This is a genomic window from Vibrio sp. D54, from assembly GCF_021728075.1.
GTDB lineage: Bacteria > Pseudomonadota > Gammaproteobacteria > Enterobacterales > Vibrionaceae > Vibrio > Vibrio alginolyticus.
The window spans coordinates 71,879-87,972 of the sequence record NZ_JAKKCS010000013.1; the positions used below are offsets into that span (position 1 = coordinate 71,879).

At 46.9% G+C, this 16,094-nt stretch carries 13 protein-coding genes; 5 read left to right on the forward strand and 8 right to left on the reverse strand.

All coding sequences use genetic code 11. The features are described 5' to 3' along the window. Nucleotides 1-9 precede the first annotated feature (9 nt). On the forward strand, nt 10-561 hold the full coding sequence (locus L3V37_RS16700; RefSeq protein ID WP_154205079.1) for a gamma-glutamylcyclotransferase family protein: 552 nt from the start codon (nt 10-12) through the stop codon (nt 559-561). Between the two features lie 38 nt (nt 562-599). Here the strand turns inward: L3V37_RS16700 and L3V37_RS16705 are convergent, their stop codons facing one another. After that, on the reverse strand, nt 600-1,196 hold the full coding sequence (locus L3V37_RS16705) for an outer membrane beta-barrel protein (RefSeq protein WP_012841470.1): 597 nt from the start codon (nt 1,194-1,196) through the stop codon (nt 600-602). 146 nt (nt 1,197-1,342) lie between these two features. Next, entirely contained in the window at nt 1,343-1,675 is a 333-nt protein-coding gene (locus L3V37_RS16710) for a tRNA-binding protein (protein ID WP_005494151.1), read from the reverse strand. A 177-nt stretch (nt 1,676-1,852) separates the two neighbouring features. Between L3V37_RS16710 and L3V37_RS16715 the strand changes: the two genes are divergently transcribed. Next, a complete protein-coding gene (locus L3V37_RS16715; protein WP_237306629.1) occupies nt 1,853-2,851 on the forward strand; it encodes a substrate-binding domain-containing protein in 999 nt (332 codons plus the stop codon). Nucleotides 2,852-2,941: 90 nt separating this feature from the next. Here the strand turns inward: L3V37_RS16715 and L3V37_RS16720 are convergent, their stop codons facing one another. Together L3V37_RS16720 and L3V37_RS16725 are read right to left on the reverse strand one after the other, a co-directional pair. Further along, nucleotides 2,942-4,330, reverse strand: coding sequence for an MFS transporter (locus L3V37_RS16720; RefSeq protein WP_237306630.1), 1,389 nt, complete (start codon nt 4,328-4,330; stop codon nt 2,942-2,944). Nucleotides 4,331-4,400: 70 nt separating this feature from the next. Then, the gene (locus L3V37_RS16725) at nt 4,401-5,471 is read right to left on the reverse strand and encodes a cellulase family glycosylhydrolase (protein WP_130545050.1); all 1,071 of its coding nucleotides are present in this window, start codon (nt 5,469-5,471) and stop codon (nt 4,401-4,403) included. A gap of 212 nt (nt 5,472-5,683) precedes the next feature. On the opposite strand from L3V37_RS16725, the gene L3V37_RS16730 reads away from it, so the two are divergent. Then, nucleotides 5,684-6,709 (forward strand): LacI family DNA-binding transcriptional regulator, encoded by a 1,026-nt coding sequence (locus tag L3V37_RS16730; protein WP_237306631.1) that lies wholly within the window; start codon nt 5,684-5,686, stop codon nt 6,707-6,709. 73 nt (nt 6,710-6,782) lie between these two features. Here L3V37_RS16730 and galM read toward each other — a convergent pair whose 3' ends face one another. The 4 genes from galM to galE all read right to left on the reverse strand — a co-directional run bounded on the left by galM (nt 6,783) and on the right by galE (nt 11,281). Continuing rightward, nucleotides 6,783-7,847, reverse strand: a complete 1,065-nt coding sequence (gene galM, locus L3V37_RS16735) for a galactose-1-epimerase (protein ID WP_237306632.1) — start codon at nt 7,845-7,847, stop codon at nt 6,783-6,785. Between the two features lie 9 nt (nt 7,848-7,856). After that, on the reverse strand, nt 7,857-9,017 hold the full coding sequence (galK, locus tag L3V37_RS16740) for a galactokinase (protein ID WP_237306633.1): 1,161 nt from the start codon (nt 9,015-9,017) through the stop codon (nt 7,857-7,859). A gap of 109 nt (nt 9,018-9,126) precedes the next feature. Beyond that, on the reverse strand, nt 9,127-10,179 hold the full coding sequence (locus tag L3V37_RS16745; protein ID WP_237306634.1) for a UDP-glucose--hexose-1-phosphate uridylyltransferase: 1,053 nt from the start codon (nt 10,177-10,179) through the stop codon (nt 9,127-9,129). Between the two features lie 82 nt (nt 10,180-10,261). Beyond that, nucleotides 10,262-11,281, reverse strand: a complete 1,020-nt coding sequence (galE, locus tag L3V37_RS16750) for a UDP-glucose 4-epimerase GalE (protein ID WP_130545046.1) — start codon at nt 11,279-11,281, stop codon at nt 10,262-10,264. 379 nt (nt 11,282-11,660) lie between these two features. Here galE and ebgR point away from each other — a divergent pair, with 379 nt between their 5' ends. Together ebgR and ebgA are read left to right on the forward strand one after the other, a co-directional pair. Further along, complete coding sequence (gene ebgR, locus L3V37_RS16755) at nt 11,661-12,647, forward strand: transcriptional regulator EbgR (protein ID WP_005494135.1); 987 nt, start codon at nt 11,661-11,663, stop codon at nt 12,645-12,647. Between the two features lie 346 nt (nt 12,648-12,993). After that, a complete protein-coding gene (gene ebgA / locus L3V37_RS16760) occupies nt 12,994-16,092 on the forward strand; it encodes a beta-galactosidase subunit alpha (protein WP_130545045.1) in 3,099 nt (1,032 codons plus the stop codon). Nucleotides 16,093-16,094 lie beyond the last annotated feature (2 nt).

The window sequence follows — 16,094 nt, forward strand, 5'->3', positions numbered from 1 at the left end:
GCAACGACAATGTACATATTTGGCTATGGCAGTTTGATTAATTCTGCGTCGCGTAAGTTAACCGGACAAACGGGAGAAGCCATTCCCGTCATAGCACATGGGTTGGTTCGCTACTGGGGGAAGATTGACGACAGCTACAGCCTCTCTCCATTAGTGGTGAACCAAGGCGATGGACAGGTTAATGGCGTTTTACTCGAAGTAAATGAAGAAGCGCTCGCAGAATTCGACCGCCGTGAGCGAGGTTATCATCGTATTCAACTTCAGCCAGATCAAATCGAAACAGATGCGAGTTTTAACCAAGAACATGACATTTGGGTTTACGTAAAAGACGAGCCACTACCACCATGCGCAAAGAGCCCAATCATGCAAAGTTATGTTGATACCGTGCTGGCAGGTTGCTTGGAAGTTTCCCACGCGTTTGCAGAGCATTTTGTGCGTCACACCATTGGCTGGCAACACGCGAAAGAAAATGACCGCCATCAACCCAAATATGGCAACCTTGCAGGCGTACAAGATCACCACTATGAGTTGATTGATAATCTGATCAAAAAAGGAGCCTAACGGCTCCTTTTTAGTATCTATGTTTTGCTTACGCGAGCTTAAAACTTGTAATCAACGCCAACGTACAGGCTGTCAAAATCAAATTCAAGATCGCCACCACCTTCAACATCGATGGTTACTGTAGAAGCACGGTAGCCACCAGAAACAACCAGACCTGAAGCAAATTCATAACCCACTTCAGCACCATAGTTAAAGCCAGCATCGCTACCATCAGTCTTACCAGTGAAACCAGAAAGGTTTGATTTTGCCTCTAAATCAACCCCAGTTACACCTAGACCAACAACAGCACCAACATAAAAACCAGTGCCAGAGAATTGGTACTTAGGTTTAGCATTAAGGTTGAATGAATAACCTTCAACAGTAGCTTCTAACCAATTACCCGCGCCCGATGCTTTTTCTTCGAAGCTACCGTAGTAAATGTACTCACCTTCTAAAGCCAATTTGAAGTTTTCTGAATATTGCAGCTCTTTACCTACCGCAATACCCAAACCTGTAGCTGAAGAGCTGTAAGAGTGACCTTCAACTTCAAGATCAGAGTTAAGAATATCTGCGCCAACATACCAGTTACCTTTTGCTTGAACTGACGCTGAAGCAACCACTGCACCTAAAGCCAATAATGGCAATACTTTTTTCATTATAATTTCCTATGTTTTTCATACTGTTAAACAGTTTTTAAAAGCGCGGAGATTATAAATAGAGTTGAATATATTCCTATTGATTTATTTATAAAATGAGACACAAAACATAAACACGAACAATAAAACGTTTGCTTGATTAAACTCTAAACAATTCTCACCCCAGTCGGCATCGCTCTTTCTGGCGTAAGCAAGACACTTTCGGATTCATCATCCGTTTCTGCGCATAACAACATACATTCAGAGGTTTCACCGCGCATTTTGGCTTTGGCAAGATTACATAACACGACCACTTGCTTGCCCATCAACTCTTCCTCGGTGTAATAAGGCACTAAGCTGGTTACGGTTTGCAATGTTTTTTCACCAATATCAATTTGCACAATATACAGCTTGTCTGCATTTTGATGACGAGCCACTTCAATGATTTTTCCGGTACGAATTTCCAGTTTGGCAAAATCAGAGTAAGCGATAGTTTCCATAATTAAAACCCCAGTAAAGTTTTACTAAAAAGACAACGTTTACACTATCAGTAAGCTTAATAAATACAAGTGGTAAAGATCTCATTTCCGAAAGCAAATCCTCTATCAAATTGCACTTATTACACAATGGGTGTTTAATACTTTCAGTCAAAATTTTTTAGCCACTAAAGGTTCTATATGGCAACGATCAAGGATGTCGCGAAAGAAGCCGGCGTTTCGGTCGCAACGGTTTCTCGCGTGATCAACAAGTCCCCAAAAGCCAGTCGATCATCGGTAGAGTCGGTCACCAAAGCAATGAGCAAATTGGGCTACAGACCCAATGCCGCAGCTCGCGCATTGGTGAGCCAAAGCACAAATACCATGGGTGTGTTGGTGAGCGATGTGTCCGATCCTTTCTTCGGCACGCTGGTCAAATCCGTCGATAATGTCGCGCGCGAAAATGGCAAACATATCTTGATTGGCAACGGTTACCATAATCCAGAAGATGAACGTCAAGCCCTAGAATTGCTGATCAACAGCCGTTGCGATGCAATAGTCATCCACTCGAAAGGCTTATCTGATGAGGAGCTAATTGGCTATGCCCAAGAAGTGAAAGGTATGGTGCTTATCAATCGTCATATCCCAGAGCTTGCTGAGCGCTGTATTTCCCTTGATAACCGCAAAGGAGCATTCCTCGCGACAGAATATTTAATTCGTCACGGGCATCGCAAAATCGCTTGTATTGCCTCATCCCACGATATCGAAGATACCGATGAGCGATTGCAAGGTTACCAAGCAGCATTGAAAGAACATGGTATTGAACTCTCCAAAAGCTACATCGACTACGGTGAACCCAACAGTGATGGTGGCGAAGTTGCGATGACCAATCTGTTAACCAAATCTTTGGAGATTACTGGAGTGGTGGCCTACAACGACTACATGGCCGCTGGCGCACTGGCAGCGTTGGATCAAAATGGCATTGACGTACCAAGTAAGGTTTCTATGGTCGGGTTCGATGATGGCTTAATCGCCCGCTTTGTTCACCCTAGCTTGACTACTATTCGCTACCCAATCGAGATGATGGCAGAACGAGCCGCCCGTTTGGCTTTGGCGCTATCTCGTGACGAGAAAATTGAAGACGAAACCATTATTTTTAGTCCAACTTTAGTACGAAGAAATTCTGTTGAGCGTTGTTGATGGTGGATAACCTGTAAATTGAAAACGAAAAGCCCGCTCAGGTTATTGAGCTGGCTTTTTCTTGGAGCACTTGTCGAGACGATATGGATTCTAGCTCAAGGCTTCGTTCGGTTTTGCAGACTTCACGTCAACGCCTTGCGCAAACTCACCACGCTGTAATTTTTCTCGTAAAATCGCGTGTTGGTCTTCGGTAAATGTGTAGCGAGACATAATGAAAATGCGCACTAGAGCTCCCAATGTCGGTAACAACGCAATACAGAAGAACATACCACTGAGCGCGGTTTCCGTTTGCGCCGCATTTGGTACATAGCCAATCATCGTCAAGATTACCCCCGTTAAGCCGCCCGCTACCGCGACAGAGAGTTTGCCTGTAAAGGTCTGTCCCGAAAATGTGATCGCCGCGGTACGTTTGCCGCTGTGGTAGTAAGAGTACTCTACTGTGTCTGCAATCATGGCCGAGATAAGAGGGTTAGTCATCATAAAGATGCCTGTGATCACCGCTAACCACGCCATCACGACCGTTGGATTATCATAGCCAGTAAAATAGAACCCAATGCGAGCGATGATCTCTAAAACACACAGCGCAATAAAGATGTCACGTTTTTTGAAACGCTTTGTCAGCACTGGCGTAGCCAAACACGCAATCGCACTTACCAAAGTGATGGTACCAATCAGAGAGACTAACCCTGCGTCACCCATGTTGTATGTGAAGAAGAAAATGTATAAGCCATTCACCAGATTGAAGAACACATTCATGAAAAACGCTGCCAGAATAAAAAACAACGGCTTGTTTTTACAAACGGCTTGAAAGGTTTGTTTTAGCGTGACTTTTTCACAGCTCTTCGTCGAGATGCGTTCTTTGGTGTTATAAAAACCGTTCAGCATGAAGAACAAACCCGCGATCATCAACACAATCACTGCTGGTAAGTAACCCTGATCTGCGCGGCCATCAGCGAAGTAAGCACTCAGTTTCGGGAACACAACCAAAGTTGCACCAATACCTGCATTCACCCCTAACATGGCACAAGTTGCCGCTTTTGCTCGCTCTTGTGGTTCATCCGTCATAACAGAAGACATAGACCAAAACGGCACATCAGAAATGGTGTAAAGCGTCCCCCAAAGAATGTAAGTGATACCGGCATACATCACTTTTGTCGATGTATCAGCATCGATGTTATAGAAAGCGGCAACCGTGACCAGAACAATCAGAACCGGCGTAAACAGCATGTAAGGGCGGAATTTACCAAAGCGAGAGTCTAACGTGTCCATGTATCCGGCAATGAGCGGATCGTTCACCGCATCCCACACACGAGCAATCAAAAAAATCGTACTTGCCGCAATTGGAGAAATGCCCAAAATATCGGTATAGAAATAAAGAATAAAAGAGCCGACTAGACCAAAGCTAAAGCACTGGCCTACCCCATAGCCGAAGTAAGACATCAGCTCCTTATTAGTGAGTTTGTTTTGTAGAGTAGTCATTGTTCACGTCTCAATTGATTTTATTGTAAATAAGAAACCGACCCATTTCTCAGAGTCGGCTCACAGGCAATTAATCCACTTCTGCGAGTGTTTTGATCAATTGCACTTCGCTTGCGTCATACGGCTGTCCTTGCTCATCAAGCAGATCGTGGAACCATTGACTCGCATAGTTTGCATCGCTACGTTTTATCTCTGGCCAAGGCAGATGCGTTTGTGTTTTTCCTTTCACTAATCCCCACTGGTAGCAGCCAATACTTTTCTGTTTAAAGACCGGAAGCTGTTCGTGCATGTACGATTGCGCATGACGAGCAAGCCACTCAGTACACATCATTGGTCGGTTGTAGCTTTCTACAATTTCAACGGCTTTATGGAACAGATCGAGTGGTAAGTAAGCGTGGAAAGTAATGATGTCCGATAGCTCCATCGCTTTGCGATCGGTTGGGTGTTCATAAATCGGTAGGCTTCGGTCAAGAATGCTTGGCGCATGCCAAGCGCCGACGGTAAGAGGCTGAGTTGGGTTTTCTTCACGTGCCCACTCAAACGCTTGTTCCATCAGCTCATGACTAAAGGTTTCCATTTCTTCGTCGTAAGCAATCTCACCCGTGGTGGTGAAAATCATGCGGTTGGTTGGCTCGTTATAAAGATCCCAAATAACGATTCGAGGGTCATTTTTGTAGGTAGAGATGATGTCGCGAATATACGCTTCGACCTCACCCCACATAGATTTTTCCATCACCACATTGCGACCAGGACTTGCTGCTGCTTGGCTGTTGTGCAAATCCGGTACGGGCGCTTTTTGTTCACCAAGATAAGGGTGGTCGCCCGAAAAACCGCAGTCATCCATCGGCGTGAGCATCACTTTGATTTGATTGCGTTCGCAAATATCCAGAAAGCGCTCAATTCGCGCATGTAAACCATCGCGATCCGCTTGCCAAACTATAAATGGTAAGTTGGTACGTAAAGTGTTGTAACCCACATCATGCGCCCAAGCTAACTCTTGTTCCATCACCTCAGGTGCAAAAGATTCCGCTTGCCACATCTCATTCCAGTTAACCGCTGTGCGCGGTAAATAGTTAAAGCCACGTAGCCAGCCATGCTCTTTTTGCCATTGCCACGCTTTCTCTTCCGACCATCTTTTCATCTTACTCACCTTAAAATTAATATATTAACTAATAATATTAGCTAATATATTAATTAATGATTTAATGACTAGATGCTCAAAGAATAAACGTGGTGAAAATCACAGCTTTTAAGTTGCTCTGACTTACTTTTGTGATCTTTATCTTTAAAGGATGATCCGAACTTAATCTTTAGCTAATATCTTTAGCTAACGAAATTAAGTAAAAGAGCAGAATGGCTAAAAAAATCACCATGAGTGACATTGCGGCGGCGGCTGGCGTCTCTCAGTCGACCGTATCGCTGGTATTGAATGGCTCAACTTCCGTAAAAATCGCGGAAGCGACCAAACGTAAAGTGCTCGAAACCGCAGAATCACTTGGCTACAAAAACAAAAAGGTTGCCCATGCTTTGGGACGCCCTAAAAAGATCGCATTGGTGATCAACGGCTTAACCAGTTATGACCCATTTATCGATGCCATCAATGCAGCGAGAGAAGAAGCGTGGTCGAACGACTACATATTGGTGACGTTCAATTACAGCCATGATGAAGTGTTGGCAAGCAAGATTGAGTCGGAGATCAACGGCGGCGATTACGCAGGCTTGGTTTACGCATCCAGTATGACGCGAGAGTTGGAGCAGCAACGCGTCACCACTTCCTTATCGACTGTACTGCTGAACTGCACCAACGAAGAACACACCGAAACGCCAAGTATTTTGCCGGCCGATATGATTGGAGCTTATAAGGCAGTTTCACACCTCACGACGCAAGGTTATCGTCGCATTGCCATGCTGTCTGGTGAAAGTTGGATGCTAGCCAGTAAGCAACGTGCCGATGGTTATCGTAAGGCTCTCATTGATGCAGACATCATTCCTAACTCAGAGTATTTAGTCGATGCAAACTGGTCGCTAAAAGAAGCGCACCAGCAAACACTGGCACTACTGAATATGGAGCCGCCGCCAGAAGCGATTTTCTGTAGCAGTGACTATATGGCAATGGGGTGCTACCAAGCGATAGCGGAGTTGGGGTTGAAGATTCCTCAGGATGTTGCCGTTGTCGGTTACGATAATCAGCAAATCGCCTCTGAAAGCTTCCCAGCATTAACGTCGGTTGAACTGCCCTACTCAGACATGGGTAAACTCGCAATCGAATCGTTGATGGCACTGATTGAAGGGCAACCGTTGCTTTCTAACAAACGCAAAGTAGAGGGTGAGCTCATCGTTCGAACCTCTTCGACAAAAACAAAAAAGGTGGGCATGTAGCCCACCATAACACCCAAAGTCGTTGGAGTTGCAGCATCGCTGCCGCTGCAAGTTCAAAGGGTAGAAGTGCTATCTAAAATTCAAACTGGTAAATAGTTTGATGCTGATAGCAATCCCCAGAGCTCAACACCCCATTGTTGAGTCCCCATTCTGGTTTGTTTGGCCCGTCTGGAAAGTACTGCGTTTCCAATGCTAGGCCGTCATAGCGTTCGTAAGTTTTACTTGCACCTGGCGTACCGGCTAAGAAATTACCTGAATAGAACTGGATGGCAGGTTTGGTGGTTTTCACCTTCATCACCACATCTTCTTTTGGTGCAATTAAAACCGCAGTGACAGACACGCCATCGGTCACTTCAGCCGTGAATACAAAGGCGTGATCGTAGCCACCAGCAGTTTTCTGATCTTGCTCGGCAAGAAATTCTTGGCCAATCGATTTTGGCTCGGTGAAGTCGAAACTGGTACCCGAAACTGGCTTTTGTTCACCAGTAGGAATTAACCCAGCATCTGTTGGCAAATAATACCCAGCGTTAAGCTGTAAAGTATGATCCAAACTTTTCGCGCGGCTCGCCTCCCCAGTCAAGTTAAAGTAGGCGTGATTGGTTAAATTCACTGGAGATGTTTTGTCGGTCTTAGCATCATAGGCGATAGCCAGTTCATTCTCGTCAGTGAGCGTGTACGTCACCTTCACATCGAGATTTCCCGGATAGCCTTGGTCACCGTCCGGGGAGCGAAGTGAAAAAGTGACCTGTTGATCATTTTGCTCTTCAACCTTCCAGCGGCGTTTATCAAACCCTTCTAGGCCACCGTGCAGTGAGTTTTCACCGTTATTGATACCAAGTTGATACTTCTCTCCGTCTATCTCAAACTGCCCCTTCGCAATTCGGTTAGCAAAGCGGCCAACAATGGAACCGAAGTAAGCGTCTTGCTTCATGTGTTCAGCCATATTTGGTGAGCGCAACAACACTTCACGGTTTTCACCATTTACCGGTAATGTGCAACTCAACCATGTCGCACCGATATCCATAAACGACGCCGTCATACCATTCGCGTTGGTCAAATGAATCAGAGTCGCAGTTTGGTCATCAAACGACGGCGTTTGCGCCATCGCTTGTTCTAGTTGTTGAAAATAGGCTTTCATCATCATTCCTTACAGCACTTCAACCAAACCCGCACCATTTTTGGCTTGGCAAACATAAATCGACTCTTTTAAGCCCGTAGCCGCTTGGTACTTCGCTTCAACTGCCGCTTTCACGTCATCAACCAGTGCTGGCGGTACAAGTGCCACGATGCAACCACCAAAGCCACCGCCAGTCATGCGCACGCCGCCTTGATCACCGATCACCTCTTTGACTATATCCACCAGCGTATCGATTTCTTTTACCGTGATTTCGAAATCATCGCGCATCGAGGCATGAGACTCGGCCATCAGCTCGCCCATACGCTTCATGTCGTGTGCTCGTAGCGCTTGTGCCGCTTCCACAGTACGATCATTTTCTGTGATGACGTGACGTGCACGCTTGGCCACCATTTCATCCAGCTCAGCGACTTTCTCGTTGAACTGCTCAATCGTCACATCACGCAAAGCTTTCACACCGAAAATGCGCGCTGCTTCTTCACATTGCTGACGACGAGTGTTGTATTCGCTGTCGACCAAACCACGTTTTTTATTCGAGTTGATGATCACGACAGCCATGTCTTCTGGCATAGAGACCGTTTCAGTTTCAAGGCTACGGCAATCTAATAGCATCGCATGATTTTCACGCCCTTCCGCTGAAATCATTTGATCCATGATGCCGCAGTTGCAACCGACGAATTCATTCTCTGCTTGCTGACCGTTTAACGCGATTTCGGCTTGGCTGATCTCAAGATTGAACAGCACTTTGAACGTCTGGCCAATCACCACTTCCAACGCCGCCGATGAGCTCAAACCCGCGCCTTGAGGCACGTTGCCGCTGACTGAAATATCCGCCCCAGTAAACTGGTAGCCACGCGCCAGAAGACACTTCACCACGCCGCGAATGTAGTTCGCCCACATTTTGGCTTGCTGGAAGGTAATGGCTTGCGTGATATCGAATTCGTCCACTTCGTTACCGTAATCGACCGACACCACACGCACGATATTGTCTTCACGCTTTGCCGCCGCCACGACCGTTTGGTAGTTAATGGCACACGGTAGGACAAAACCATCGTTGTAATCGGTGTGCTCACCAATCAAGTTCACACGACCAGGCGCTTGAATAATATGGCTAGGTGCGTAGCCCAACACTTGCTCAAATGACGCTTTCACATTTTGGATAAGTTCAGACATAGGGACGTTCTCTTAAAATAGTAATTTGTGTGGGATAGCGCGTTGAGCCTAACTTTCTATCTGTAAAGTCGCGCTATCCCGTTATTCGTAATCAGTCCAATTTAAAGACTTAGCATTCTTTGTAGTGGACATCACTCACATCACGCAGACGCTGCGCCGCTTGCTCTGCGGTGAGGTCACGTTGGCTTTCTGCCAGCATTTCGTAGCCCACCATGAACTTACGAACCGTGGCACTGCGCAGTAGTGGCGGATAAAAAAGTGCATGAAGCTGCCAATGGTCGATGTCTGTGCCTTCGTCAAAAAACGGCGCGTAGTGCCAGCCCATCGAGTAAGGGAAAGAGCATTGGAATAAATTGTCGTAACGGCTGGTCAGCTTCTTAATCGCTCGCGCTAAATCGTCTCGTTGCTCATCGCTGAGTTCGCTCATGCGACGAATGTGCGTTTTCGGCAACAACATGGTTTCGAACGGCCAAGCAGCCCAGTAAGGCACCACCGCCAGCCAGTGTTCGGTTTCCACCACAATGCGTGAACCGTCTTTGAGTTCCGCTTGTACGTAATCCACCAGCAAGTTGCTGCAGTGTTCTTGGTAGTAGGCTTTTAGGTTGTGCTCTTTACGCTCGATTTCATTTGGTAAGAAGCTGTTCGCCCAGATTTGACCGTGCGGATGAGGCTGAGAACAGCCCATGGTTTCGCCTTTGTTTTCGAACGCCTGAACCCAAACGTATTCCTTGCCGAGCTCTTCAATTTGCTCATTCCATGTATCAATCACGCCACGAATTTTATCCACTGGCAGCTCCGGTAAGGTTTTGCTGTGATCTGGCGAGAAGCAAATCACTCGGCTCAAACCACGCACACCTTGCGTTTTGAATAGCGGGTTGTTTGACTCTGGTGCATCTGGTGAATCCACCATCAGCGCAGCAAAATCGTTATTGAACACATAGGTGCCTTCGTAATCTGGATTAACATCGCCAGAGATACGTTCGTTGGTTGGACAAAGGAAACATTTACCGTCATAACTTGGTAGCTCATCCAATGCGGGCTTTTCATCTGCGCCGCTCCAAGGACGTTTTGCACGGTGAGGTGAAACCAAAATCCATTGCCCAGTCAGGGGGTTGTAACGGCGGTGTGGATGATCCACTGGGTTAAATTCGACATTCGACATGTTACTTACTCAACTCTTTAAAATTCTTCAAACTCAGCTTCCCAAACCGTGAGAAGCGCAGATAGCAACGCGGCGACGTAAACTACGCAGGGGAATAGCCATTGGGATTTTTTGACTGCCAGTGCCACGTATCGACAGTCATTTCAGCTACCGTGCGTGTTGCTTTCCAGCCTAGCTCACGCTCAGCTTTTTCCGTGCTTGCCCAACATTCAGCAATATCCCCAGGACGACGCGGGCATAACTCGTAAGGCACAGGTTTACCGCAAGCGGTCGCGAACGCATCCACCATCTCAAGTACGCTCGAGCCTTTACCCGTACCTAAGTTGTAAATGTGCAAACCCGATGTTTCCCCCACCGATTTCAATGCCGCAATATGGCCGTCGGCCAAATCCATCACATGGATGTAATCGCGCACGCCAGTGCCATCAGGTGTTGGGTAGTCGCTACCGAATACCGCGAGTTTTTCTCGGCGGCCAACAGCGACTTGGGCGATAAATGGCATCAAGTTATTGGGAATGCCTTGTGGGTCTTCCCCCATACAGCCCGATGGGTGCGCGCCAACTGGGTTGAAGTAACGCAGTAAGGTGATGCTCCAATCGTTTTCAGCATGGAACAGATCGCTTAAGCACTGCTCCACCATATATTTGCTGCGTCCGTATGGGTTGGTGGTTGCGCCTGTTGGTGAATCTTCCGTAATCGGCACTATTTCAGGGTCACCGTAAACCGTTGCCGATGAACTGAATACGATGCTTTTCACGCCCGCTTTACGCATGCTGCGCGCTAACACCAATGAACCATTGACGTTGTTGTCGTAGTACTCAAGTGGTTTTGCCACCGATTCGCCAACTGCTTTGAGGCCAGCAAAGTGGATCACGGCTTGGATGTCGTGCTGCGCGAATACCGTATCCAAAAAGGCTTCGTCACGGACGTCACCTTGGTGGAACGCAGGCTGTTTGCCAGTCAGCGCTTCAATACGGTTTAACACTTCCAGTTTGGCGTTACACAAGTTGTCGACGATGATAGGTTCTATTCCCGCTTCAATCATCTGAATGCAAGTGTGACTACCGATATACCCCATACCGCCTGTGACAAGAACTTTCACTTTTGCTTCTCCACGTTTGCTGCTTTCTGTTCATACCTCACTCTGATGCGCTAAAAGCCAATCGCTATTGCATCGAATCAGTACGCCCATTTCTTAACTGGCTAAAAGTCTAGCAACCAATCTCGATCCAGATCCGTGATCAAATTCAAATTGTGTAAACGTTTCCACTAAATTACACGAAAGCCTTATTTTAGATGCAGACTTTAGTTAAATTAAACCGGGAAGATGATGAGCAGTGAAGATGAGTCGAGCAGATACCGCTCTCTTTCATGGATCGCACGATTTTACTAAAAGTTTGTGCATCCCTAAGTAGCTGTTTACAATAGCCAGATTATTGAGTTCTCACTTGGACTGTGAGCAATGCCAACGGGAAATGTACATGGCAACACTAAAAGATATCGCCACTGAAGCGGGCGTCTCACTTGCAACTGTATCGCGAGTTTTGAATGACGATCCGACGTTGAGCGTTAAAGAAGAAACCAAACGCCGCATTTTAGAAATCGCAGAAAAGCTGGAGTACCGCACCAGCAGTTCGAAGAAAGCCACCAAAGAAGCCAAGCAAAAACATCACTTTTTGGCCTTGTACAATTACAAACAAGAAGCAGAAGTGAATGACCCCTACTACTTGTCGATTCGTCATGGGATTGAAACTCAGTGCGACAAACTCGGCATTACGCTAACCAATTGCTACAACAGCGAAATTGATGTTGAAACGCAAAAGATTACGGGTGTCCTTTTAGTCGGGAAAGTCGACCAAAAGGTGGTCAATAAGTTACCTAAACGCCTGGCCGATAGCATCTGTTACATTGACTTTTCAGATCCAACTAGCCCTTACGATTGCGTTGATATCGACCTTGTAAGAATCAGCAAGCAAGTGGTTGATTTCTTTGTACAACAAGGCTACGAACGCATCGGCTTTATTGGTGGACAAGACGAGCCCAACACCGCAGACATTCGTGAAAATGCGTTTGTGGACTACGGCAGTCTAAAAGGTGTGGTTTCTGAAGACGACATTTATCGTGGCGATTTCTCTAGCTTGTCCGGTTATGACTTAGCGAAAGAGATGCTGGCCAAAGGCGATTTCCCAAAAGCGATGTTCATTGCTTCGGACTCCATTGCGATTGGTGTGTTACGAGCAGTGCATGAGTTTGGTTTAAACATTCCTGATGATATTGCGCTGATCAGCGTGAACGACATTCCTACCGCGCGCTTTACCTTCCCTCCTCTATCTACCGTTCGTATTCATTCTGAAATGATGGGGATTCAAGGCGTGAACTTGTTAGTAGAAAAATACCGTGACGGACGCGCACTGCCCCTTCAAGTGTACGTTCCAAGCAAGCTCAAGCTACGCGGCACAACTCGATAAAAACACCCTCAAAACTGCTCAAATAAAGCACTGAATTTTCAGTGCTTTTTATTTCTTCTTTTATTTTCTACCGAATTTTTACTGTTTTTACTTTCCAAAACAATCTAGAACGCATTCCTTTACTCTGATCACATCTTGCTCAACATTGGTCATTTAAAACGTGACCAAGTTAAAGTAAAACGTTTTCACCAATTTATTTTAGTAAAACTTTTACTAATATCTTTCTCAGATTATTCATAAGCATTTTTCACAATACATCGGCCGTTGTTTTTGCACTGATGTTGAGCCGCGATGAAACCAATCCGCACTCCAACATAAGCGCACCAAGCCGAGGGGAGATCAAAACGTGAACAATTGGGAAAACTTCCAACACTTACACGAGAATCGTATGGCACCACGTGCGTACTTTTTCTCCTACGACTCTGTTCAGAGCGCACAAACCTTTCAACGTGAACTGAGTCGCCGCTTTATGTTGCTCAGCGGCCAATGGACATTCCGTTATTTCACCAACCCAATGTTGGTGCCTGATGCGTTTTATTCACAAACAATGAACGACTGGGGACACATTACCGTCCCAAACATGTGGCAAATGGAAGGCCACGGCGATCTGCAATACACCGATGAAGGCTTCCCATTCCCGATCGACGTCCCGTTTGTACCAACCGACAACCCAACGGGCGCTTATCAACGCACATTGACACTTGGTCCACAGTGGGATAACCAACAAACCATCATCAAGTTCGATGGCGTGGAAACCTACTTTGAAGTGTACGTAAACGGCGAGTACGTCGGCTTTAGTAAAGGCAGCCGTCTTACTGCGGAGTTCGACATTTCTGCCTACGTACACCAAGGCGAAAACTTGCTGTCTGTACGCGTGATGCAGTGGGCCGATTCCACTTACATTGAAGACCAAGACATGTGGTGGACGGCGGGGATCTTCCGTGATGTTTACCTAATCGGAAAAGAGAACATTCACGTCCAAGACCTCACCATTCGTACCGATTTCGCCAACGATTACCAAAGTGCGACGCTCAGTGCTCAAGTCGAATTGGAAAATCTTTCTACCGCTATCGCGTCTGGCTACACGCTGGAATACGCGCTGCATGACAAAGGCACTGTCGTAGCCAGTGGTCAATGCGATTCACTGACTATCCAAAACCACCACTCAACAAGCTTTGCGATTGATATGGTGAATCCTACGCATTGGACGGCTGAAAACCCTTACCTTTACCACTTGTTCATCACCTTAAAAGATCACCAAGACAACGTAGTGGAAGTGATCCCACAACGCGTGGGTTTCCGTGACATCAAAGTGCGCGATGGCCTGTTTTACATCAACAATCAATACGTGATGCTGCATGGTGTCAACCGTCATGACAACGACCACCTAAAAGGTCGCGCAGTGGACATGGACCGCGTGGAAAAAGATCTGATTTTGATGAAGCAACACAACATCAACTCGGTTCGCACCGCACACTACCCGAACGACCCACGCTTCTACGAGTTATGTGATATTTACGGCCTGTTTGTGATGGCAGAAACCGATGTGGAAACCCACGGCTTTGCCAACGTTGGCGACCTGAGCCGTATCACCAATGATCATGCTTGGGAAGCGGTGTTTGTCGATCGCGCAGTGCGTCATGTTCATGCGCAAAAGAACCACCCTTCGATCATCATGTGGTCACTCGGTAACGAATCGGGTTATGGCTGTAACATCCGCGCCATGTACGCCGCAACCAAAGCCCTTGATGACACCCGTTTGGTTCACTACGAAGAAGACCGCGATGCTGAAGTGGTGGATGTGATTTCCACTATGTACTCACGCGCTCAACTGATGAATTACTTTGGCGAACACCCACACGAGAAGCCACGCATTATCTGCGAATACGCACACGCGATGGGTAACGGGCCGGGTGGTTTAACCGAATACCAAAACGTGTTCTATGCGCACGACCACATTCAAGGTCACTACGTTTGGGAATGGTGTGATCACGGCATTCTAGCGCGTGATGAACACGGTCAAGAGTTCTACAAATACGGCGGCGATTACGGCGACTACCCAAACAACTACAACTTCTGCATGGATGGTCTGATTTACCCAGATCAAACCCCGGGCCCAGGTCTCAAAGAATACAAACAAGTCATTGCACCGGTGAAAATCCGCGCCGTTGAAGGTTGCCATGACCGCTTTATCGTTGAGAACAAATTGTGGTTCACCAACCTCGATGATTACACCATTACTGCTGACGTGCGTGCCGAAGGTGAAACCCTGCGCAGCGTGCAATTCAAAGTCGAAGCTTTGGTCGCCAACAGCGAACGTGAAGTGACCATCGACTTGCCAGAATTGGATGAGCGCGAAGCCTTTGTTAACTTCACCGTACGCAAAGACAGTCGCACACTTTACAGCGAAGCCAACCATGAAATTGCGGTGTATCAGTTCCAACTGAAAGAAAAGACCGCGTCTGCACCTGCGTTCATCAATCGCAACGCACAACCTTTGGTGATTAACGAAAGCCGTTTGGAACACGTAATTGAAGGCCATAACTTCACGCTTACTTTCTCGAAAGTAAACGGCAAGCTAACTTCTTGGCGCGTAAATGGCGAAGAGATCATTCAATCTGAGCCAAGACTGAACTTCTTCAAACCGATGATTGATAACCACAAACAAGAGTATGAAGGTTTGTGGCACCCAGCGCATCTGCAAATCATGCAGGAGCACTTCCGCACACTTGCAGTGGAAGCAACTTATGATTCCGTCTTGATTACGACCACCAGCATCATTGCGCCGCCGGTCTTTGATTTTGGCATGCGTTGTACCTATCGCTATCAAATCAATGCGCAAGGCCATTTGAACGTGGAACTGAGTGGCGAGCGCTACGGCGACTACCCTCATGTGATTCCGGTCATCGGCTTGGATTTGGGCATCAACGGCAGCTTTGATCAAGTGATTTACTACGGTCGTGGCCCAGAAGAAAACTACCAAGACAGTCGCCAAGCTAACCTCATTGATGTTTACCACACCAATGTGGCGGACATGTTCGAGAACTACCCGTTCCCGCAAAACAACGGCAACCGCCAACACGTGCGCTGGGCATCGCTAACCAACCGTCATGGCACAGGGTTATTGGTGAAACCTCAGCAAGAAATCAACTTCAGCGCGTGGTTCTACACCAACCAAAACCTGCATCAAGCGCAACATACGATCGAGCTAGAAAAGAGTGGCTACATCACCCTTAACCTTGACCATCAAGTGATGGGGTTAGGCTCGAACTCATGGGGCAGTGAAGTGCTCGACTCTTACCGCGTGTACATGGACGAGTTCCGTTACGGTTTGACGCTGATGCCACTGCAAGCAGGCGATTGCAACGCACAAGTGATGGCAAACCATGATTTCGACAACGCGTTTTTCACTCAAACCAATACTCAATCAGTCAACGAGGCTTAACC

Excerpts from the sequence above, each read along its gene's own strand:
- L3V37_RS16725 (WP_130545050.1), bottom strand. The coding sequence starts at position 5,471 with ATGAAAAGATGGTCGGAAGAGAAAGCGTGGCAATGGCAAAAAGAGCAT.
- L3V37_RS16715 (WP_237306629.1), top strand. The coding sequence starts at position 1,853 with ATGGCAACGATCAAGGATGTCGCGAAAGAAGCCGGCGTTTCGGTCGCA.
- L3V37_RS16730 (WP_237306631.1), top strand. The coding sequence starts at position 5,684 with ATGGCTAAAAAAATCACCATGAGTGACATTGCGGCGGCGGCTGGCGTC.
- galM (WP_237306632.1), bottom strand. The coding sequence starts at position 7,847 with ATGAAAGCCTATTTTCAACAACTAGAACAAGCGATGGCGCAAACGCCG.
- L3V37_RS16700 (WP_154205079.1), top strand. The coding sequence starts at position 10 with ATGTACATATTTGGCTATGGCAGTTTGATTAATTCTGCGTCGCGTAAG.
- L3V37_RS16745 (WP_237306634.1), bottom strand. The coding sequence starts at position 10,179 with ATGTCGAATGTCGAATTTAACCCAGTGGATCATCCACACCGCCGTTAC.
- L3V37_RS16720 (WP_237306630.1), bottom strand. The coding sequence starts at position 4,330 with ATGACTACTCTACAAAACAAACTCACTAATAAGGAGCTGATGTCTTAC.
- L3V37_RS16710 (WP_005494151.1), bottom strand. The coding sequence starts at position 1,675 with ATGGAAACTATCGCTTACTCTGATTTTGCCAAACTGGAAATTCGTACC.
- ebgR (WP_005494135.1), top strand. The coding sequence starts at position 11,661 with ATGGCAACACTAAAAGATATCGCCACTGAAGCGGGCGTCTCACTTGCA.
- galK (WP_237306633.1), bottom strand. The coding sequence starts at position 9,017 with ATGTCTGAACTTATCCAAAATGTGAAAGCGTCATTTGAGCAAGTGTTG.
- L3V37_RS16705 (WP_012841470.1), bottom strand. The coding sequence starts at position 1,196 with ATGAAAAAAGTATTGCCATTATTGGCTTTAGGTGCAGTGGTTGCTTCA.